This window comes from Planktotalea sp. (genome assembly GCF_050633725.1).
In the GTDB taxonomy this organism is placed as follows: Bacteria; Pseudomonadota; Alphaproteobacteria; order Rhodobacterales; family Rhodobacteraceae; genus Planktotalea.
Map to the genome: position 1 here is coordinate 49655 of NZ_JBOEHB010000018.1, position 21043 is coordinate 70697.

Annotated in this window: 23 protein-coding genes; 5 read left to right on the forward strand and 18 right to left on the reverse strand. The window is 54.1% G+C overall.

Annotation, left to right across the window (positions count from 1 at the left end; all coding sequences use genetic code 11):
- Window positions 1–29 precede the first annotated feature (29 nt).
- A complete protein-coding gene (preA, locus tag ACRBCU_RS14485) occupies window positions 30–1334 on the reverse strand; it encodes an NAD-dependent dihydropyrimidine dehydrogenase subunit PreA (RefSeq protein ID WP_431366102.1) in 1305 nt (434 codons plus the stop codon).
- On the reverse strand, window positions 1334–2665 hold the full coding sequence (locus ACRBCU_RS14490) for an NAD(P)-dependent oxidoreductase (RefSeq protein ID WP_431366103.1): 1332 nt from the start codon (window positions 2663–2665) through the stop codon (window positions 1334–1336). The genes preA and ACRBCU_RS14490 overlap by 1 nt, the downstream gene beginning before the upstream one ends.
- 152 nt (window positions 2666–2817) lie before the next feature.
- Here ACRBCU_RS14490 and argB point away from each other — a divergent pair, with 152 nt between their 5' ends.
- From argB to ACRBCU_RS14510, 4 genes are all read left to right on the forward strand, one after another.
- Window positions 2818–3678 carry an acetylglutamate kinase gene (gene argB / locus ACRBCU_RS14495; RefSeq protein WP_431366104.1) on the forward strand — a complete coding sequence of 287 codons (861 nt, stop codon included), beginning with the start codon at window positions 2818–2820 and terminating at the stop codon, window positions 3676–3678.
- A gap of 74 nt (window positions 3679–3752) precedes the next feature.
- Window positions 3753–4511, forward strand: a complete 759-nt coding sequence (locus ACRBCU_RS14500; RefSeq protein ID WP_431366105.1) for a hypothetical protein — start codon at window positions 3753–3755, stop codon at window positions 4509–4511.
- 11 nt (window positions 4512–4522) lie between these two features.
- Window positions 4523–5149, forward strand: coding sequence for a ferredoxin (locus tag ACRBCU_RS14505; RefSeq protein ID WP_431366106.1), 627 nt, complete (start codon window positions 4523–4525; stop codon window positions 5147–5149).
- Between the two features lie 3 nt (window positions 5150–5152).
- A complete protein-coding gene (locus ACRBCU_RS14510; RefSeq protein ID WP_431366107.1) occupies window positions 5153–5638 on the forward strand; it encodes a SixA phosphatase family protein in 486 nt (161 codons plus the stop codon).
- Window positions 5639–5779: 141 nt separating this feature from the next.
- Here ACRBCU_RS14510 and ACRBCU_RS14515 read toward each other — a convergent pair whose 3' ends face one another.
- The 10 genes from ACRBCU_RS14515 to ACRBCU_RS14560 form a co-directional block, all read right to left on the reverse strand.
- Entirely contained in the window at window positions 5780–6544 is a 765-nt protein-coding gene (locus tag ACRBCU_RS14515; protein ID WP_431366108.1) for an amino acid ABC transporter ATP-binding protein, read from the reverse strand.
- Window positions 6545–6594: 50 nt separating this feature from the next.
- Entirely contained in the window at window positions 6595–7890 is a 1296-nt protein-coding gene (locus ACRBCU_RS14520) for an amino acid ABC transporter permease (protein WP_431366109.1), read from the reverse strand.
- A 1-nt stretch (window position 7891) separates the two neighbouring features.
- Entirely contained in the window at window positions 7892–9121 is a 1230-nt protein-coding gene (locus ACRBCU_RS14525; RefSeq protein ID WP_431366110.1) for an amino acid ABC transporter permease, read from the reverse strand.
- Window positions 9122–9257: 136 nt separating this feature from the next.
- A complete protein-coding gene (locus ACRBCU_RS14530) occupies window positions 9258–10277 on the reverse strand; it encodes an amino acid ABC transporter substrate-binding protein (protein WP_431366111.1) in 1020 nt (339 codons plus the stop codon).
- 226 nt (window positions 10278–10503) lie between these two features.
- Window positions 10504–11199, reverse strand: coding sequence for an ATP12 family chaperone protein (locus tag ACRBCU_RS14535; protein ID WP_431366161.1), 696 nt, complete (start codon window positions 11197–11199; stop codon window positions 10504–10506).
- A gap of 7 nt (window positions 11200–11206) precedes the next feature.
- Window positions 11207–11887, reverse strand: a complete 681-nt coding sequence (locus ACRBCU_RS14540) for an HAD-IA family hydrolase (RefSeq protein ID WP_431366112.1) — start codon at window positions 11885–11887, stop codon at window positions 11207–11209.
- Complete coding sequence (locus ACRBCU_RS14545; protein WP_431366113.1) at window positions 11887–12930, reverse strand: RluA family pseudouridine synthase; 1044 nt, start codon at window positions 12928–12930, stop codon at window positions 11887–11889. The genes ACRBCU_RS14540 and ACRBCU_RS14545 overlap by 1 nt, the downstream gene beginning before the upstream one ends.
- Window positions 12927–13304: a fluoride efflux transporter CrcB gene (gene crcB, locus ACRBCU_RS14550; protein ID WP_431366114.1), complete on the reverse strand. Its 378-nt coding sequence runs from the start codon at window positions 13302–13304 to the stop codon at window positions 12927–12929. Before crcB ends, ACRBCU_RS14545 begins: the two co-directional genes overlap by 4 nt.
- Before the next feature lie 147 nt (window positions 13305–13451).
- On the reverse strand, window positions 13452–14765 hold the full coding sequence (locus ACRBCU_RS14555; protein ID WP_431366115.1) for a replication-associated recombination protein A: 1314 nt from the start codon (window positions 14763–14765) through the stop codon (window positions 13452–13454).
- 3 nt (window positions 14766–14768) lie between these two features.
- The gene (locus ACRBCU_RS14560; RefSeq protein ID WP_431366116.1) at window positions 14769–16154 is read right to left on the reverse strand and encodes a trypsin-like peptidase domain-containing protein; all 1386 of its coding nucleotides are present in this window, start codon (window positions 16152–16154) and stop codon (window positions 14769–14771) included.
- Between the two features lie 129 nt (window positions 16155–16283).
- Between ACRBCU_RS14560 and ACRBCU_RS14565 the strand changes: the two genes are divergently transcribed.
- The gene (locus ACRBCU_RS14565; protein WP_431366117.1) at window positions 16284–16550 is read left to right on the forward strand and encodes a hypothetical protein; all 267 of its coding nucleotides are present in this window, start codon (window positions 16284–16286) and stop codon (window positions 16548–16550) included.
- A 229-nt stretch (window positions 16551–16779) separates the two neighbouring features.
- On the opposite strand, the gene rplQ is transcribed toward ACRBCU_RS14565, so the two are convergent.
- The 6 genes from rplQ to secY all read right to left on the reverse strand — a co-directional run.
- A complete protein-coding gene (gene rplQ / locus ACRBCU_RS14570) occupies window positions 16780–17199 on the reverse strand; it encodes a 50S ribosomal protein L17 (protein ID WP_431366118.1) in 420 nt (139 codons plus the stop codon).
- Window positions 17200–17338: 139 nt separating this feature from the next.
- On the reverse strand, window positions 17339–18355 hold the full coding sequence (locus ACRBCU_RS14575) for a DNA-directed RNA polymerase subunit alpha (protein ID WP_431366119.1): 1017 nt from the start codon (window positions 18353–18355) through the stop codon (window positions 17339–17341).
- Window positions 18356–18470: 115 nt separating this feature from the next.
- Window positions 18471–18860: a 30S ribosomal protein S11 gene (rpsK, locus tag ACRBCU_RS14580; protein WP_431366120.1), complete on the reverse strand. Its 390-nt coding sequence runs from the start codon at window positions 18858–18860 to the stop codon at window positions 18471–18473.
- 13 nt (window positions 18861–18873) lie between these two features.
- A complete protein-coding gene (gene rpsM, locus ACRBCU_RS14585) occupies window positions 18874–19242 on the reverse strand; it encodes a 30S ribosomal protein S13 (protein ID WP_431366121.1) in 369 nt (122 codons plus the stop codon).
- Window positions 19243–19452: 210 nt separating this feature from the next.
- On the reverse strand, window positions 19453–20034 hold the full coding sequence (locus ACRBCU_RS14590; protein WP_431366122.1) for an adenylate kinase: 582 nt from the start codon (window positions 20032–20034) through the stop codon (window positions 19453–19455).
- Window positions 20031–21043 (reverse strand): preprotein translocase subunit SecY (gene secY, locus ACRBCU_RS14595; protein WP_431366123.1); only part of this gene is annotated, 1013 nt, incomplete at its 5' end. The genes ACRBCU_RS14590 and secY, both read right to left, overlap by 4 nt.

A 21043-nucleotide genomic window follows, 5' to 3' on the forward strand; every position in this document is an offset into this window, starting at 1 on the left:
ACCGCTGGGGAGATCAGCGGAGGGGTAAATTATTCTGCAGCAGTCGCAGAGGGATTGTTGGGATGTGTGGTCCAATTGGCATATTCACTCTCGACCACTCGGTCTGTGCGCGGATCTATTGATCCCGCCGCCATCGGTTCCATCGTAATACAGCCTTCGATCGGGCAAACATTAACACATAGGTTACAAGCCACGCATTCGTCGTCAATCACGCTGAACACGCGGTCCTCGGACATCGCAATCGCCTGATGCGATGTATCTTCACAGGCCGCAAAACAACGCCCGCAAGAGATGCACAGATCCTCATCAATCTTCGCTTTCGCAATGTAGTTGAGGTTCAGGTATTGCCAGTCCGTTGTGTTTGGCACGGCCATTCCGACAAACTCGGATGTGTCTTTGTAGCCTTTTTCATCCATCCATTGGCTGAGACCCGAAATCATCTCTTGCACGACCTTGAAACCGTAGGTCATCGCAGCGGTGCAAACCTGCACATTCCCACATCCGAGAGCCATGAACTCGGCCGCATCCCGCCACGTTGTGACACCGCCGATGCCCGAAATCGGCAAACCCTTGGTTGCGTCTGCGCGCGCAATTTCGCTGACCATGCTCATCGCAATCGGTTTGACCGCGGGGCCGCAATAACCCCCATGCGTACCCTTCCCATCAATCGAAGGTTCGGGGCTCATTGTGTCCAGATTGACCGACGTGATCGAATTGATCGTGTTGATCAACGACACCGCATCGGCCCCTCCCGCTTTTGCTGCCGCCGCAGGTTTACGCACATCTGTGATGTTCGGGGTCAGTTTTACGATGACGGGTTTTGAATAGTACTGTTTGCACCAACGCGTCACCATTTCGATGTATTCAGGCACTTGCCCTACCGCAGCGCCCATGCCGCGCTCTGACATGCCATGAGGGCAACCGAAGTTCAGCTCGATCCCGTCTGCGCCTGTGTCTTCGACAAGCGGCAGAATTGCCTTCCACGCCTCTTCTTCGCAAGGCACCATGAGCGAGACGATGACCGCGCGATCTGGGTAATCTGCTTTGACGCGTTTGATCTCTTCAAGGTTGGTATACAGGTCGCGATCTGTAATCAGCTCAATGTTATTGAGCCCCAAGAGCCTACGATCTGCGCCATAAATCGCACCATATCGCGGGCCGTTCACATTAACGACAGGCGGCCCTTCAGAACCAAGGGTCTTCCAGACAACCCCGCCCCAGCCCGCCTCAAACGCGCGGCGTACGTTGTATTCTTTGTCCGTTGGCGGCGCAGAAGCGAGCCAGAAAGGATTGGGACTCGTGATGCCTAGAAAATTCGTTGTGAGATCAGCCATTAGCTTGCTCCTCCCATCAGCGTTGCATGAATGTCCATTGCCGCGTCGCGCCCTTCGGCCACCGCAGTCACCGTCAGATCATCCCCACCTGAGGCGCAATCGCCGCCAGCCCAAATGCCCGCAACAGAGGTTTGGCCCGCGCCTGTTACTTTGATCTTGCCGCGTTCTACATCGGGTAGGTCGTCGCCCACCAAGGTCTGACCGATTGCACTAAATACTTGATCAGCTGCCAGGCGCACTGTTTGCCCCGTCGGCTTAAGGTCATCGTCAGTATATTCGAACTCAATCTCTTGCACCGCGCCATTACCATGCAGCGCAATGGGCGAGGCATTGGTGATAATCCGCACGCCTTTCGAAGCGGCCAAATCTTGCTCAAACACGCTCGCATTCATTCGCTCTCGCGAACGTCGATAAACCAGCGTCACGTTCAGCGCGCCCAGCAACTTCGCTTGAACAGCGGCATCCACCGCCGTCATGCCGCCGCCAATCACCACAACGTCACGGCCTATCGGGATACTGCCCAAATCAGACGCTTGTCGCAGATCAGCAATAAAGCCAACCGCATCATCCACACCCTCTTTGTCGCTTCCCTCAAGCCCGAGCCCGTTCACACCGCCAAGCCCCATGCCAAGGAACGTCGCATCGTAATCGCTGCTTAGCCCCGCCAGTGTTACATCGCGGCCAAGCTGCACGCCGTGCTTGATTTCGATGCCTCCGATCTGGAGCAGCCACTCGACCTCGCGCGCAGCGAAATCTTCGGTACTTTTGTAGGCGGCGATGCCAAATTCATTCAAACCACCAGATTTCGAACGCGCATCGAAAACAGTTACTGCATGACCCAGCATTGCTGCACGGTGCGCACAGGCCAAGCCAGCTGGCCCCGCGCCAACTACTGCAATGCGTTTTCCTGTGTCGGGCGCGCGCTCAAACGGATGAACACCTTTCTCCATGACGGTATCCGTCGCATAGCGCTGCAATTGACCGATGAGAACTGGTTTGCCCTCTGCCGCCTCGCGCACGCAAGCCTCTTCGCAAAGCGTTTCCGTCGGGCAAACCCGCGCGCACATACCGCCAAGGATGTTTTGCTCGAAAATGGTTTGCGCAGCCGCTTCTGGCGTTCCTGTTGCGATCTGACGAATGAACAAGGGAATATCAATATCCGTCGGGCAAGCGATCGTACAAGGCGCATCATAACAGAAATAACACCTGTCTGCAGCGACAAGGGCCTCATGCGCGTCAAGCGGCGCGTGTAGATCGGCGAAGTTTTCGCTGTAAGCATCCGCACTCAACCGTGCGGTCTTTATTCCAGTCGCTAGCGTATCAGCTGGCATGGATCTCTCCTGTCAAACAGTGATCTTTCGATCAGGTTTGCAGGGATTTAAAATTTTATCAACTGGTAAAATTTGATTTGCTTACAATTTGCGCACTTCCTTTGACTTGCTGCGACGCGCTTAGGCGTTTAACCAGAAGAAAAGGCCCAAACATGAAGAAACAAGATATGAACCGCGATTGGATCGCCACCGCGCAGACCTTGTCGTCTGCGCTTCCGTATTTGCAGCGCTATGATGATGCGACCGTTGTGATCAAACTTGGCGGTCATGCGATGGGCAGCGACGAAGGCATGGAAAGCTTTGCGCGCGACGTGGTGTTGATGCAGCAAGTCGGTGTCAATCCGGTGATTGTGCACGGCGGCGGGCCGATGATTAACGCGATGCTGGAGCGGCTCGACATCAAGTCCGAATTCGTAAACGGCAAACGCGTAACAGACGCGGCAACAGTCGAAGTTGTCGAGATGGTGCTTTCGGGCCGCGTTAACAAACGCATCGTGCAAGCCATCAACGCAATGGGCGGCAAGGCGGTTGGCCTCTCCGGCAAAGACGCGAATCTGATGGTTTGCGATCAGACCGATCCTGATCTGGGCTTTGTGGGAACACCCGTTGAAATGAACCCCAATTTCTTGCGTGCGCTTGCGCGTGAAAATATCATCCCAGTGATTGCCCCGCTAGGAACAGGGCGCAATGGCGAAACCTTCAACGTGAACGGAGACACGGCTGCAGGCGCAATTGCGGCCAGCCTCGATGCTGATCGCTTGCTTCTTCTAACGGATGTCGCAGGCGTTAAGGATGGCACTGGCGAAGTGGTGACCGAACTCACCGCTGCGCAAATCCGCGAGATGACGAAAGATGGCACAATCGCTGGCGGTATGATTCCGAAAACGGAAACGGCGCTAGATGCGATCGACGGCGGCGTGCGCGCGGTAGTGATTTTGGACGGACGTGCGCCAAATGCATGCCTTCTCGAGCTCTACACAGAACATGGTGCCGGCTCACTGATCCGCAATTGACCAAGGCAACTCTCTTGATCGAACACGCATAGCGTGTAACCTGATAGGACAAATTTTCTAACAGGAGCGTATCCATGTCTGAAGATGAGACCAATTCAGCAAAAACTGTTTCCCAACTCGTTATGAGTTTTATTAGCGTTCTGAGACGACCCTTTGAAATCGGCATGACAGGCGCAGCTCTTGTCGGAGTTTTGTACCTAGCTGACAGAAACGAAATTCTGCCTCAAACCTTTAAAGGCGGTGGAGTTGAGGTAAATTTCCAAGCCAAAGTTGTTCAAACCGCAGCAGAGAGCGAGCAAGGCCTGATCGCATTACGCGCAAATGTTGAAGCATTAGAAAGCGAACTGTCAGAACTCAAACTTGCCCTCAGCAATTCAAACGATCAGCAAATTGCGACAGCTCTCGAATCCTCAGAGCCCATAAAAACCACGCTGAAAAGCGATCCCGACGGCGCAAGCAAAGATAGCCTTCTTGTCGAAAAGAACCAACTCATTCAAACAAAAGGGTATATGTGGCTCGGCACCTACGACCCAAGTGTTGAGGGGTGGATCGACGCATCGGTCAGAACACTGGACGGCAATCTTCTGAAACCACCGACAGAGCTCTCGAATGAACTCCTTGAGGTGTCGACAACAGTAAATGTTCGCGACGAATTTCCACCTGATAACAAGATATACTTTCGAGCCGTGCGCGCTTTAGGCGTTGCTGAAACTGGGACACGCGTTACCTTGCTTGCAGCGCCGCGCGTATATTCGCGCGGTGATGTTCAGCAAATCTGGGCACGCGTGGATATAGAGATAAGCCCCTATATTGGCATTGCCTCAGCGGATTAAAGGATCTTCATTTGCTTGATCAAATTAGGCTGGCAGCACATGCCGCGCATCTAGAGATCTTCGGCGTTTTACATGAAGGCGAAGGCACCATTGTCCTACTTGGGCCTCATGAACCGGGATTTTGGGCAACTGTTAAAGGCGCTCCTGAATTCCTTGATGAAGCAGCGGACCCGCTGGATCGTTGGTCCAAACGCGTGATTACTGCGATAGCATCGAAATTTGAACTCGAATGTAGCTTTCCATCCGACGGCCCGCCCTATCCTGCGTTCATCTCATGGGCGCTTGCAAGCAAGCGCGCATGGGTCTCGCCTGTGGGCATGCTGGTGCACGAAAACGCGGGGCTTTTCGTTTCCTATCGCGGCGCGCTTCACTTGCCTTTTCGAGCAGATCTACCGCCGCCCACACCCCTAACGCCTTGCCAAACATGCTCTGCCCCGTGTCAATCCGCATGCCCAGTCAACGCCCTGAGCGAAACCCATTACGATGTCGCCGCATGCAAAGAGCACATAAGGGGTAAAGATTCCCAATCCTGTCAAACGCTTGGCTGCGCGGCGCGCCGCGCTTGCCCTGTTTCACTGGGATATAACCGCGCACCCGAACAATCTGCTTTTCACATGCGCGCGTTTTTGCGAGACTAAAGTATGAGAAAGACTCTAATAGTCATGCGCCACGCCAAATCCAGCTGGGACATTCCCGGTTCTGATATCGAGCGCCCTCTCAACGCGCGCGGCCATAGCTCGGCCAAAGCTCTTGGCGATTGGTTGCGGTCAAAATCGCTGGCACCGGACGAAGTGTTTTGCTCAGCCGCCACCCGCGCGCAAGAAACAGGGGCTGGGCTGAAACTGAGCATTCCCTTAAGCTCAATCCGCACGCTTTACATGGCGCCGTCCGACAATCTGCTTTCTCAAATGCAAGGGGCGAGCGGTGATACCGTCCTCGTCATCGCCCATAACCCGGGCATCGGTGACTTTGCGCAAAGGCTTGCAAAAACAGCGCCCGATCACCCAAGGTTTTCCGATTATCCCACGGGGGCCACGACGGTCTTTCGATGCGAAATCGAGAATTGGGCAGAGCTCAAATTCGGCGCAGCGATCGTCAGCGATTTTGTCATCCCGCGCGAGCTTTAACACTTCTTTGGTCTCAAAATATCTCGGGGGAGAGCGCGCAAGCGATCGGGGGCAGCGCCCCCTTCAAACAGAAAAAGGCAGACCAATTGGCCTGCCTCTTCTTCGTAAGGTGCGTGATACCACGCACCCTACCTTCAAATATCAGTGACCCAAGATCTGGCTAAGGAACAACTGCGTGCGCTCGGATTGCGGGTTGTTGAAGAACGCTTCTGGCTCGTTCTGCTCTACAATTTGACCTTGGTCCATAAAGATCACGCGGTTCGCAACTTGACGGGCAAAGCCCATTTCGTGCGTCACGCAAAGCATAGTCATGCCCTCTTCCGCCAGCTCGATCATCGTGTCCAAGACCTCTTTGATCATCTCAGGGTCAAGCGCTGATGTCGGCTCATCAAAGAGCATGATGCGCGGCTGCATGCACAAGGAACGCGCAATCGCCACACGCTGCTGCTGACCACCAGAAAGCTGACCTGGATACTTCATCGCTTGATCCGGAATTTTCACCTTCTCAAGGAAATGCATCGCGCGCTCTTCGGCTTCTTTCTTGGGTGTTTTACGCACCCAGATCGGAGCCAATGTGCAGTTCTCCAAAATCGTCAGATGCGGGAAAAGGTTAAAGTGCTGGAAACACATCCCCACTTCCGAGCGGATCTTGTCGATGTTTTTAAGGTCAGACGACAGAACAGTGCCATCCACCTCAATGCGCCCTTGCTGGTGCTCTTCCAGCGCGTTGATGCAGCGAATGAGCGTGGATTTACCAGACCCCGAAGGTCCGCAAATCACGATCCGCTCGCCGCGGTTCACTGTCAGGTTGATGTCGCGCAGCACATGGAATGTGCCGTACCATTTGTTCATTTGTTCAATGGTGATCGCGATCTCGTCGGATACCTGCATTTGTGCTTCGGCCATATCTCAAGCCTCCTTTATGTTTGCCCTATCGCTTTCGCTACTTGAGGGCTTTAACGATGACCCGTGGCAAGCTGACGCTCGAGCCACTGGGAATATTGTGAAATTGAATAGCAAACGATGAAGAACATCACGACGGCAAAGCCGAAGAGTTCCCAATAGACGCCATTCCATTCAGTTGAGGCCAAGATCGGTCCGCGGATCATGCCAACGAGGTCGAACATCGAAATGACCGAGACCAGCGTTGTATCCTTGAACAGACCCACTGCGACGTTCACGATCCCCGGAATGGAAATCTTGAGAGCCTGCGGCAAGATGATCAAACGCATGTTTTGAGCGTAATCCAGACCAAGGCTATCACCCGCTTCATACTGACCCTTTGGCAAAGCCGCGAGACCACCACGGATCACCTCGGCAATATAAGCCGCCGAGAACATCGTGATCATGATGATAACACGCAGGATCAAATCGAACGTCGTGCCGGGTGGCAGGAAGTAGGCCAGAACCACGTTCGCCACAAAGAGCAAGGTGATCAACGGAACGCCGCGAATGAATTCAATGAAGACCACGCAGATGCCCTTGATGATCGGCATGCTAGACTGACGACCAAGGGCCAGCAGAATACCTATCGGGATCGAGAGCGACACACAGACGACGCCAAGGATGAAGTTCAACATGAACCCACCCATGTCGCGGCTAGGCACAGCTTCCAGCGCCAGAACGCCAGACAATGGCCCAGTGATATAGCCGGAAATAATCCAGACAATAATCGTCGCCACAATGCCGCCGATCAGACCCATGGCAAAGCTCTGCGCTTCCAAACGGGTGAAGGCGATGTAGCCAACGACAAATCCGATTGCGATCATCAAGGGGGACAGGATTGTACCGCCCCAAATCAGCCAGAAGGCCACGAAAGGGTAGACCATTGTGAAGATCAACAGTTTGCGTGGCACAGCGCTAAAGAGCACAGGCGCCGCCGCAACGAACAGTCCGATGAAGGCCAGTGTTGGACGCCAGTAGTGCTCTTCAGGGTATTTGAAACCGAACAGAAGCTGGTTCCAACGCTCGGTCAGAACCGAGAAGCAGCCCCCGACCTGACCCTGTAGCACTTCACGGCAGGCCGCCAGCGATGGGGTGTCCCAAACGCCATTTGCAAACCATGGGAAGGCTCCAGAGACAATCTTGTAAATGAGGAACAGCGCAACAACTGTGAGAATTGAGCTGAACACATTCGGGAACAGGTTCTTGCGAACCCAGCCGACAACGCCTGAATCTGTAATGGGCGGTGCTTGTTCGCTTAGCATTGCATCGCGAACAAAGGCGACAGGTGTGGTGTTGGTATCGCTCATCCTACCGCTCCTTCAGTTTAACAGAGTTGTTATAAACGTTCATGATCGCGGAGATGCTGAGGCTGATCACAAGATAGAACAGCATAAGCAGCAGAACCGTTTCAATCGCGCGGCCCGTTTGGTTGAGCGTGATGCCCCCGAGCGTGCCTGTGACGTCCATGTAACCAACCGCAATCGCCAAGGATGAGTTCTTGGTGATGTTGAGGTACTGGGAAATCAGCGGTGGAATGATCACGCGCAGCGCTTGCGGCAGGATCACAAGGTTCATGATCCGGCTTGGACGTATACCGAGCGACGCCGCCGCTTCGGTCTGGCCCTTGGAGATCGCCAGGATACCCGCACGCACGTTTTCCGCGATGAAGGCCGCTGTGTAGATCGACAGAGCGAAGGTCAGAGCGATAAAGGAGTTACGCGCATAGATGCCGCCCTTGAAGTTAAAGCCTTTCAGTGCGGGAATTTCCCACGACAGGCCCATCACGATAAATGCGATCAGTAGTGGCACGAACCAGATGCCCAGCGTGAGATACCATGTGGTTGGACGCTCGCCTGTGGCCTCTTGCTTGACCGTGGCAGACTTTGCCAAAGCGCGCGCGCCAAAGAAGCTTGCAATCAGCAGCGCAATGATGACCAGCCAACCCGTTGCGCCTGCGGCCCAACCTGCGGTGAAATACGGCTTGGGAAAGTAAAAGCCGCGACCAGTGAAGGCAAAGAGATCAAGGAACATGCTGGCCGTTGCATCATCGCCGCGGAATTCACGAGGCTGCGGAAGCACCGCAACAAAGACCGCCATGATGATCAGGATCCAGATCAGAACAGGCACGTTACGGAAGATTTCCACGTAAACGCCCATCAATTTGTTCACCAGCCAGTTGTTAGACAGGCGCAGAACGCCGACAACAATGCCAATGATAGTCGCAAAGAAACAGGCCACCACCGCAACAAGCAGTGTATTGAGGATACCCACAATTGCCGCGCGTAGGTGCGTGGATTGCGACGTGTACTCGATCAAGCGTTGGTTAATGTCGTAGCCCGCAGGCTCGCTCAAAAACTTGTAAGAGATATTCAGACCAGCCGCTTTGAGGTTGGCAATCAAGTTGCTTCCCAAATAGCTGAATGCTGCGATCAGCGCGACCAAAGCAATGAATTGAAATGTATAGGATCGATACCGCGTATCATTGATCAACATTGATAAGCGGAATCCGCCCGTAGGAGGGTCAGATAGAGTCGTCATGGACTGTTCCCTGGTGTGCTGCGTCTGGTGAAACCTGCCGGTTGATCCGGTCATGGTTCAGAAGCTGCTTTTCTAATCTTTGTCGTAAGGAAGAAGGGCGCGGAATGTACCGCGCCCTTCTCTTAGTATTCCGGGTTTAGCGGAATGGTGGAACGTAAAGCAGACCACCTTCGGTCCACTGAGCGTTCAGACCGCGAGACAGACCGATTGGTGTGTTCTCACCAATGTTCTTCTCGAAGATCTCACCGTAGTTACCGCCCGCCATGATAGCGTTCTTCGCCCAGCCAGCGTCCAGACCGAGCATTTCGCCCAATGTGCCTTCTGTGCCGAGGATACGGTTGATTTCTGGGTTGTTGCCAGCAGCTGCGGACAGCTCACCGATGTTTGCAGACGTGATGCCTACTTCTTCAGCCGCGATAAGCGCGTTCAAAGACCAGCGAACAACATCGCCCCATTCGTTGTCGCCGTGGCGAACTAGTGGACCGAGTGGCTCTTTGGAGATGATCTCAGGCAGAACAACGTGATCGCCTGGGTTCTCAAATGCTGCGCGTGTTGCTGCAAGACCAGATGCGTCTGTTGTGTAAACATCGCATGCGCCCTCGAGGTACAGCGGCTGTGCTTCAGCGTTTGTCTCGATTGGAACTGGCTCATAAGAGATGTTGTTTGTACGGAAGAAGTCCGCCAAGTTCAGCTCTGTTGTTGTGCCGGTCTGAATGCAGACAGTCGCGCCGTCGAGTTCTTTCGCAGAAGAAACGCCGAGTGCTTTTGGAACCATGAAGCCCTGACCGTCGTAGTAGTTTACGCCTACGAATTCGAACTTCAGGTCAACATCGCGTGAGAATGTCCAAGTGGTGTTACGCGCCAGCATGTCGATCTCGCCAGAAGCAAGAGCCGTGAAGCGTGTTTTACCCGTTGTAGGAACAAACTCGACCGCTTTTGGATCGCCAAGAACAGCAGCTGCGACCGCGCGGCATACGCCCACGTCAAAGCCTTGCCATTCGCCGTTTGCATCTGGTGCCGCGAAACCAACGAGACCTGTGGTCACGCCGCAGTTCAGCTTGCCGCGCGCTTTAACATCGTCAAGCGTGCCGGCCGCTGCTGCGCCTGCTGCCAGAGCAGCAACGGTCATCGCACCGAAAAATACAGATTTAGTCATTATTACCTCTTCCTGATTGCCCGCCCTTTTTGGGCGGATCATCCCGTTAGTGGAAACGGGGTTTCATACCGATAGAGGGGATTCCCCCTTTTGGTGGGGGTAAGTTTGCTCGCAAGTTGACGCGCACGTCAAGGGCAAGATGCGGGGAAAACGGCAAAATGACTTAAGGCGCCCTAAGGTCAAGCCGAGTTGGTTATTTTCCTATCAGCACGCAACGAAAAGTGCTTTAGGCCTTGCTCATTTGATAGAAATTATATGCATGTTTGAAGGCTTTGCGTTTTGTGTCCGCCATCTCTTCTGCATCCTCATCGATGCCCCACTGCTCTTGCTGATAACGTTCATCAAGACGGGAAAGCTCCCATAAATCATCAGGATTCGCATAGTCACGGATCGCAGCCAGGCCCAAAACAAATGATCCGGGCAGCGTGATTAAATCATGCATCCCCGTCAATTCAAATGGGCTCATCGCGTGCACCACTGCGCTGAGCTTGATTAAGCTCTCGCCTGGTTGCGCTGCAAACATAATCCCAGAAACAGGCTTAAGACGCGCATCAAACGTTTGCGCACACCACTCCAGCAGTGGGTCCCATCGCTGTGCTTGGCGATTCGTCAGCTCAACGGGTTGCGCCGCGCGATAACACAAAAGATCCGTGCCCGCGTATTCAGCCAGCATATCCGCCACAGCAGCAAACTGCGGCGTCACTTTATCGACGGCTGAATTCGCCGATTTCGTCACCGGCATTGTTTCAGGATTGATCTCTTTATCTTGAGCGTCCCACTCCTTCGCCATAGCCTCAGCCATCGCAAGACTTGGCACGTTGAGCAAAGCTTTTCCAGGGGTGCGAATAGGGCGGCCATCTAGATGGACAGTAAAGCCGCCTTCGACCTCAACCGCGTCCGCAGCATCCCAAAAACGTTTCATTTTCCAATCAGACAAGGCTTTCACTCCAAATCGTCTCTAGCGCAGCATCGAGCTGCGCAAAGTCATCAATCACGATATCCGAATCCGCGAGGCGTGCCGTATCATGATACCCCCACGTCACGCCGATAAACCGCATCCCCGCCGCACGCGCCATCTCCATGTCAAAGCTGGTGTCTCCGATCATAACGCAATCACCCGCTTCTACGCCCAATTCACGCATCGCTTGGAACAACATTGACGGGTTTGGCTTGCTCGGGTGATCATCGGCCACCTGACGGCTCACAAAGATACCTTCAAGCTCATGTGCCTCGATCAGTTTATCTAAACCACGTCTTGACTTGCCAGTCGCGACACCAATCAAAATGTCGTCTTGCACTTGCAAACGCATCAAAGCTTCTCGAGCACCAGAGTACATCGGCGAAGAGACATCAGCGCCCTGCGCGCGGCGCATTTCAGCATAGGCATCTTTGTACCCCTGCACCATACGCGAGCAGGCTTGCGCATCGCTTTCAGGGGCAAGCATGGGGATGGCGACATCCAAGGAAAGACCCACAATGCCTAGGACAGACTCGCGGCGAGGCGCGCGCAATCCTTCAGCTTCAAAGGCTCTGGACATAGCAGCCAAGATATCAAGTTGGCTGTCGACCAAAGTGCCGTCTACATCGAAAATGACTGCGCGTAGACGCATTACATCAGCTCTTCAAACGGATCTTCAGGCACCTCTTTAGGATCCCACGCAAAGGTATCCCATGTGCGCTGCATGTGATCTGGCAAAGGCGCTGTCAGATGAAGCGTTGCTTTGGTCGCGGGGTGCTCTATCTGTAAAGAGCGCGCATGGAGGTGCAATTTCTTGCTGAGATCACCGCCAAGCTGGGCGCCCCATCCATCGCCAAGGTTTTCCTGCCCCGAGCCACCATATTTGCCATCGCCAACAATTGGGTGCCCCATCTCCGCCATATGCGCGCGAAGCTGATGGGTGCGTCCCGTAATCGGAATCAGAGCGCACCATGACGTACGTTGCCCAGCTGTTTCAAGCACAGCGTAATCTGTCAAAGCGCGCTTTGCGCCCTCGGTCTGCTCCACCTCGCGAGGGTGAACACAGATCATCTTTTCGCCCTCACCGCGCGCGCCATGACCGGGCGCTTTCATAAGCCCATATTTGATCGTACCCAAACGCGGGTTTGGAACGCCCGCAATCGCCGCCCAATAGATCTTGCGGGTATTACGATGTCGGAAGGAGGCTGTCAGATCAGCCGTCGCACGGCGTGTGCGCCCCAAGATCAACACCCCTGACGTGTCTTTATCAAGCCTATGAACAAGGCGCGGACGTTCTTCGAAGTCATACATAAGCGCGTCCAACAAGCCATCTACGTGACGCGCGTGACCCGTTCCGCCCTGCACCGGCAACCCAGCAGGTTTGTTCAAGGCAATCACGTGATCGTCTTTGTAAATGACACAAGAGCGAATGAACTTTGTATCCGCCGCACTCACGCGGCTTTGCGGCGCATGTTTTGGCGCTGCGCTATCGGGCAACGGTGGAACGCGTAAGGATTGGCCTGCTTCTATGCGAGAGTTGGCCTTCACGCGCGAGCCATCAAGACGCAGCTCTCCTTTACGACACATCTTTTCGATCATGCCCTGGGTCACTTGAGGAAACTTGCGTTTGAGAAACCGGTCGAGGCGCTGATCACCGTCGTCTTCTTCAATCGTAATCACCTGAACGCGGCTCATAGCCATACCCCTCTTGCGACGGCGAGACCTGCCATCAGTCCTAAAATCGACAGCACAACAGAAAGCCCGACATAAAGCGCCGCATGTGCAAGCTGCCCGCGCTCTATCAATGTAACCGCCTCAAGCGAAAACGCTGAAAACGTTGTGAATCCACCAAGCAATCCGGTCATCACAAACAGGTTGGCGACCGTATACCCTTTGTGATGGGCATAAACCACAAACGCACCCATTAAGAAGGATCCAAGAATGTTCACTGGCCAGACACCCATCGGATAATTGACGGCAAAGACACGGGTGAGCGCCAAGCCTGCCAAATAGCGCAGGCTTGATCCAAGCGCACCGCCAAGGGCTACAAGTGAGACGTTCAGCAACATGCGTGCCGTGTCGCTCTGCACAGCGCAGATGTCAAGTTTTGTTCAGCAATATCCTTCGGCGAAGGATATTGCCCCCTCGGTTTTCTGCGAAAACCAATTCCATCGCAGAGGGAATTGAGCCCCGCGAGTATTCGCAGAATACTCGCCCTATTCTCTTCGCTGCGCGCGAAGCTTTGAAAAATAGTCTTGTCTCTTTTTCAACTCACGTTCGAACCCACGTTCTACAGGCTCGTAGATCGAAGGTCGCTCCATCTCGTCGGGAAAATAGTTCTGCCCCGAAAACCCGTCTTCCGCGTCATGATCATAGGCATAGCCCGAGCCATACCCTTGATCCTTCATCAACGAAGTCGGCGCATTCAAGATATGTTTGGGCGGCGGCTTTGAGCCCGTTTCTTTCGCTGTACGGCGCGCTGCTTTATATGCCACATAGGTTGCGTTCGATTTCGGAGCCAGCGCGAGATACGTCAGAGCCTGCGCCAAGGCAAGCTCGCCTTCGGGCGAGCCAAGACGCTCGTAGGTTTCCCAACTTTGCAGACAAACTGCCTGTGCTTGCGGGTCCGCCAGCCCAATATCTTCAACCGCCATACGCGTGATCCTGCGCGCCAGATAGCGAGGGTCCTCGCCCCCCTCTAACATACGAGCAAACCAATAAAGCGCTGCATCCGGATCTGAACCTCGCACGGATTTATGCAAGGCAGAAATCAAATTATAATGGGAATCGCCAGATTTGTCATAGTTCGCCGCCCGCCTTTGCAATCGTTTGCTAAGCTCAGGCGGTGTCAAATTGTGATCACTCTTCCAAGCGCTGACCTGCTCTATCAAATTCAGCAGCGCGCGCCCATCGCCATCGGCCATTTCCAAGAGCGCTTCGCGTGCGGGGCCGTCAAGCGGCAAGGCCTTATCCAGCTCCCGTTCTGCCCGTTGCGCCATGCGCTCTAAATCAGCGAGTTCGAGCCGCTCTAGCACCAAGACTTGCGCACGCGACATCACAGCCGAGTTCAACTCGAAGCTCGGGTTTTCTGTTGTGGCCCCAACCAAAAGGATTGTGCCATCCTCCATATGCGGCAAGAACCCGTCTTGCTGGGCTTTATTGAAGCGATGGATTTCATCAACGAACAGCAGCGTGCCTTGCCCGTTCTGCCGCCTCATCTTTGCCGCTTCAAAAACTTTGAGCAAATCCGGCTTGCCTGTAAAAATCGCGCTGATTTGCACAAAATGCAGATCGGTCTCATGCGCCAAAAGTCGCGCAATGGTCGTCTTGCCAACCCCTGGTGGCCCCCAGAAGATCAGGGACGAAAGCGAGCCAGAGGACAGCATCACCTCTAAAGGTGCCCCTTCACCCAATACCTGGCTTTGCCCAATGACATCGCTTAACTTTTGCGGTCGCAACCGATCCGCCAGCGGACGCGGTCCCTTGACAGGTTCTTGCGCCGCAGCGCCGCTATCGAATAAATCGCTCATCGTCTAAAGCCGAAAACGAAGCAAAACGAGTTGCCCGCCCCGCTCCACGACCATAGAAACCGAACGCCGCGCCTTGCTAAATGCTCTTTGCACGTCACGGGGGGCGGAAATCTCTGCTCCGTTTATCTCGCGAAGGATATCACCGCGTTGCAAACCTATGCGCGGACCGATTGGCCCAGTGTCCAGGACAACGACGCCATCAGGCAAAATCGGCAATTGGAATTCTGCTAGCACCGCTGGGTTTACGTTCGAAAGGCGCAGCAATGGCAAAATATCATCTTCATCAAACGTAATCTCGTTGCGTGCGGGCAGATCGGGCGGCCCGATCAGCGCCACAGTGTAAGCTTTCTCAATTCCGTCTTGTACAGCTGCGACGTTTATCTCACTCTCGATGCCCGCAATTGTCATATGGTAGAGCATTTCAGAGGGCGAGTTCACCTCAAGCCCATTTACAGACGTAATCACATCTCCTACGTGCAGGCCAACTATGCCAAAGGGACTTCCTTCTTGCAGCTGGGTAATCGCCATTCCACCGGGCCGCGCGAGCCCAAGCGAAGCGGCGAGATCGGCATCTACGGTTTGGCCCCCCATGCCTGCCCAAGGGCGCTGAAATTGGCTCTCCCCGCTGCGGGCTTGGCGCACAAATTGCTCGACCATAGCCGCTGGAATAGCAAACCCAATCCCGTTTGAGCCGCCCGAGCGCGTAACAATCGCGGTGTTTACACCAATCAATGCCCCATCCATTCCGATCAACGCACCGCCAGAGTTGCCCGGGTTTATCGGCGCATCTGTCTGCATGAAATAGCCCCGCGTTTTGCCTGTTATTTTGCCAGATCGTGCGAGGCCCGAGATAATGCCGCTTGAAACTGTTTGCCCAACGCCAAATGGATTACCAATAGCCAAGGCCAGCTCGCCCACTTCGACGGTATTGCTGTCGCGTAGGGTCAGAAACGGCAAATCTTCCCCGTCTTTCAGACGCAAGATCGCCAAATCGCTCGCCTCATCGCCTAGAACAACCTCTGCCGAAAACTCACGGCGATCCTTCAGCACGACTCGAATGTCTGTGGCCATGCCGACAACATGATAGTTGGACACAACGTACCCATCGCGAGACAAAATGACTCCCGATCCAAGCGAATTTTGAACCTGCGGACGGCTTGGAGCGAGGCCCCCAAAGAAGTTCTCGAAAAATGGATCAGACGCGAAAGGGCTGCTGGCGCGGGCTTGAACTATGCGTTTGGCGTAAATGTTTACTACGGCAGGCGCAGCTTGCTTAACCAAAGGAGCAAAGCTGAGCGAAATTTGCGCTTGGCTCTCAGGGATTTGCGTGTCCGCCTGAACATGCCAAGGCAGCGCAAGGAAGAAAGTTAAAAATAATGCACGGATCATGGGCCACCTATAAGAGTGCGTTTCTCTTGATATGCAAGCCGCGCATGGTGATCGCAAGAGGCGGGTGCGTGCAAAGCATGCACCCTACGCCTTTCCGCACAGAAAGTCTTCGACATTTTCGGGGTGAAAATGCGTGATTTCGTGGGTTTGATCTTCGACGTTGATTGGCGGTGTCATGGCATTATTGCAGCCATATATCGTCGAAATTGGCGTCCTACGTTTCAAGGGCTGCGTGTATCGCTGGCGGATCGCCTCGCGGAAGGTTTAGTGCCGTCGAATGAAGCGCGCAGATTGGCAGAGTACTTCATTTGCTCGGCATATCGTGCAGCGGTATCCGGCATTGCTTTCACGTATTTTCAGGTTTCTTTACTTCAGCCAACAGCCAATGTTTCATAGCCGTTCGCGCCAAGAGTGGCCCAGCATTCGGTCGCTTCAAAGCCTTCCGCACACGAGCAAATGCGACGTCGTGCCCTGCATAGCTCGCTGTGAGTAGTGTGCCTACGAAAAAGCCGACAAGCGCATACCATCGAAAAGGGGTTCCGCCGCCGCTTTTCACCCAGCACGAAACGCAAAAGCCCCCGCAATAAGCGAGGGCTTTCAAATCTTTTAACCAGTTTGGCTAGGCTTACTCTTCAGCCGCTTCTTCCGCTGCAACGCGTGCTTTGTCAGCTGCGCCTTTTGCATCAACGTCGCGGTCAACAAGTTCGATGATCGCCATTGGCGCCATGTCACCGTAGCGGAAGCCTGCTTTCAGAACGCGAGTGTAGCCGCCTGGGCGGTCTGCGTAACGTGGGCCGAGGATTTCGAACAGTTTTGCAACGTCCTTGTCTTCTTTCAACTGAGCCGCAGCCTGACGGCGCGCGTGCAGATCGCCGCGCTTGCCGAGTGTGATCAGCTTGTCCATGATGCGCTTAAGCTCTTTGGCTTTTGGCAATGTTGTTTTGATTTGCTCATGCTCGATGAGCGAGCCAGCCATGTTCGCCCAGAGCGCTTTACGGTGCTCGTGAGTACGGTTTAGGCGGCGGTAACCTTTTGCGTGACGCATGTGTCTTCTCCAATAGTGTGCCCTCTACGGGCGATTTTGCTTTGTCTGGCAGTAGGTGCGTGCCTACCACTCTCCTTGGGGTCATCACTGACCCAGTCGTAAAAGTAAGGTGCGTGGTTACCACGCACCCTACAAATTCTTAAAAGGCGTCTTCGAATTTCTTCGCAAGATCTTCGATGTTGTCCGGTGGCCAGTCCTCGACGTCCATGCCGAGGTGCAAGCCCATACCTGACAGCACTTCTTTGATCTCGTTCAAAGACTTGCGGCCGAAGTTTGGCGTGCGCAGCATTTCTGCTTCGGTTTTCTGGATCAGATCGCCGATGTAAACGATGTTGTCGTTCTTCAGGCAGTTCGCGGAACGTACAGACAATTCCAGCTCGTCCACTTTCTTGAGCAGAAGCGGGTTGAACTCGAGACCATCATCTTCATCCTTCGCAGATGCAGACTCTGGCTCGTCGAAGTTGACGAAGATGGACAGCTGATCCTGAAGAATGCGCGCGGCATATGCAACCGCATCATCTGGTGTCAAAGAACCGTCTGTTTCGACTTTCATCGTCAGTTTGTCATAATCGAGAACCTGACCTTCGCGGGTCGGCTGCACGTCATAAGAAACCTTCTTAACAGGCGAGTAGATCGCATCGATCGGGATAAGGCCGATTGGCGCATCTTCTGGCTTGTTCTTCTCAGCTGCAACATAGCCTTTGCCCGTATTCACGGTCAGTTCCATGTAAACGTCAGCGCCATCATCAAGGTGGCAAATCACGTGCTCACGGTTCAGAACTTCGATGCCAGCGCTGTCAGCGATGTCACCAGCAGTCACAACGCCCGGGCCTTTTGCATTGATTGACAAACGCTTTGGTCCGTCAACTTCCATGCGCAAGGATACACCTTTGAGGTTCAAAACGATGTCTGTGACATCTTCGCGAACGCCCGCAACCGAAGAAAACTCGTGCAAAACGTTGTCGATCTGAACGGATGTAATTGCTGCGCCCTGAAGCGAGCTCATCAAAACACGGCGCAAAGCATTACCAAGCGTGAGGCCAAAGCCGCGCTCAAGTGGCTCTGCTACAACCGTTGCCTGACGTGCAGGATCATTGCCTGGCTTCACTTCAAGCTGAGTCGGCTTGATCAGTTCTGCCCAATTTTTATGGATCATACGTCCCTCCATCCTTGTTTCGACCTCATGTCCAAAAGACCAAAACGCTCGAGGTTAAAATGACGAAGTAGAGGCCGCGATTGCGCGCAGCCTCTACGTGGTAACTTGTGCGTGCTTAGACGCGGCGACGCTTTGGTGGGCGGCAGCCGTTGTGCGCCATAGGCGTCACGTCGCGGATAGACGTGATGTTAAAGCCAGCAGCTGCAAGTGCGCGCAACGCGCTCTCACGGCCAGAACCTGGGCCTTGAACTTCAACTTCCAGCGTTTTCACGCCGTGCTCTGCTGCCTTGCGGCCAGCATCTTCAGCAGCCATCTGCGCCGCGTAAGGCGTGGACTTACGTGAGCCTTTAAAGCCCATCATGCCCGCAGAGGACCAAGAGATCGCATTACCCTGAACGTCAGAGATAAGGATCTTTGTGTTGTTGAACGAAGAATTCACGTGAGCAACGCCAGCGGCGATGTTCTTGGAGACCTTCTTTTTGGTGCGTTTAGCTTCGCGTGCCATTGATCAAGCCCCCTTATTTCTTCTTACCAGCAATGGCCTTTGCAGGGCCTTTGCGAGTACGTGCGTTTGTAGATGTACGCTGACCACGAACGGGCAGGTTACGGCGGTGACGCAGGCCACGGTAGCAACCAAGGTCCATCAAGCGCTTGATGTTCATTTGCGTCTCACGGCGCAGATCGCCTTCAACGTTGTACGTTGCGTCGATGTGCTCGCGAACCGCGAGGACTTCTGCATCGGAGAGCTCGTTAACGCGACGGGATTCGTCGATCTTAACAGCTTCGCAAATTGCTTTAGCAGAGGCAGGGCCAATACCAGTGATATATGTGAGGGCGATCGGGACCCGTTTGTGGGTCGGGATGTTAACGCCGGCAATACGTGCCAAGTGTCTTATTCCTTTACGTTGCGGGTCCGTGATTCCAGACCCTTTTTTCACAACATAAAGCCCTAAGCGGTGAGGCCGAGGGCTTAAGCTGATCAGGTGATCTGTCAGAGTTGGGAGCTACCCGATTCTGACGGTTTGATTCTCGTTAGAGATGTGGGTGGTTAGGACCTTTTGCGAACATCGTCAATAGGCCCTAAACCAATGCGTGATTTAGGCGTCCAAAACCCCAGCAATCTCTGCTTTAACGCCGTCCATCGTGCCGAGGCCATCGACGCCTTTCAGCAAGCCTTTGGCGTGGTAATAGCCGATCAGCGGAGACGTTTGCTTGTAGTAAGCCATCAAACGGATTTTCAGGCTTTCGGCGTTGTCGTCCGCACGCGCCACTCCACCAGCGGCAACAGCCTCGGCAGCGCGGCCAACGATGCGGTCAACCAGAACATCGTCGTTCACTTGAAGCTCAATCGCGTACTCTAGCGTTTCGCCCTGCTCTGCCATCAGCTCGCCCAATGCATCGGCCTGCGCCAATGTGCGGGGGAAGCCGTCAAAGATGAATCCGCCCTTTTTGTCGCCCTGCAACTTCTCGCGGATCAGGCCGATCACGATCTCGTCTGTCACCAGATCGCCGCGCGCCATGACGTCTGCTACGACCTTGCCCATTTCGGTGCCGCTGTCTTTTGCTTCACGTAGCATGTCGCCCGTGCTGAGCTGGATCATGCCCCGCTCCTCAACAAGCATTGCGGCTTGCGTGCCTTTACCGGCACCGGGTGGTCCAAGCAGAATAATATTTGTCATCGGCGAATCGGGCTCCGTTTTTTGCGTCCTTTGCCGCCCTTACCGCGCAGCTGTGATTTCTGGATCAATCCTTCGTACTGATGCGCGAGCAAGTGGCTCTGCACCTGTTGGATTGTGTCCATGGTCACCGATACAACGATCAAAACCGACGTTCCACCAAAATAGAAGGGGATGGCGAATTGGCCGCGGATGATCTCTGGCAGCAAGCAAACCAAAGTGAGGTAAGCAGAGCCAAGAACCAACAGGCGCCCAACAACGAACTCCAGATATTCGGCAGTTTTCTTACCGGGGCGAACACCCGGGACAAAACCGTTCTGGTTCTTCAGGTTGTCCGCAACATCATCGACTTTGAACGAGACGTTGAACGTATAGAAGAACGTGAAGAAGACGATCATCGCTGCGAAGAACAATAGATAAAGTGGCTGGCCCGGTCCGAAATACGCAAGCAACGTTGACATCACCGGACCCGTCGAGTTGCCCGAGAAGGTCGAAATCGTCGCTGGTAGCAGCAGTAAAGAGGATGCGAAGATCGCTGGGATAACACCCGCTGGGTTCACTTTTACTGGCAGATGCGAAGAAGAACCTTCCTGTACGCGCATACCAACTTGGCGGCGTGGGTACTGGATGTGGATTTTACGCAATGCGCGTTCCATAAAGACCACGAAGGCAATGGTGACGACCACCATCAAGATAACCCCAACAATAACTGCTGGGCTAATCGCGCCAGAACGGCCAGAGGCAAAGAACTGTGCCAAAGCGGCTGGAACCTCGGCAATAATGCCGACGAAGATGATCAAGGAAATGCCGTTGCCAATGCCGCGCGCGGTGATTTGCTCACCCAGCCACATCAGGAACATGGTGCCGCCAACCAGCGTAATCAAACACGCTGTGCGGAAGAACATGCCCGGCTCTGTCACCAGATCACCCGCCTCTAAGCTAACGGCGAGGCCATAAGCCTGCATCGTCGCCAAAGCCACGGTGCCGTAACGCGTGTATTGGTTGATCTTTT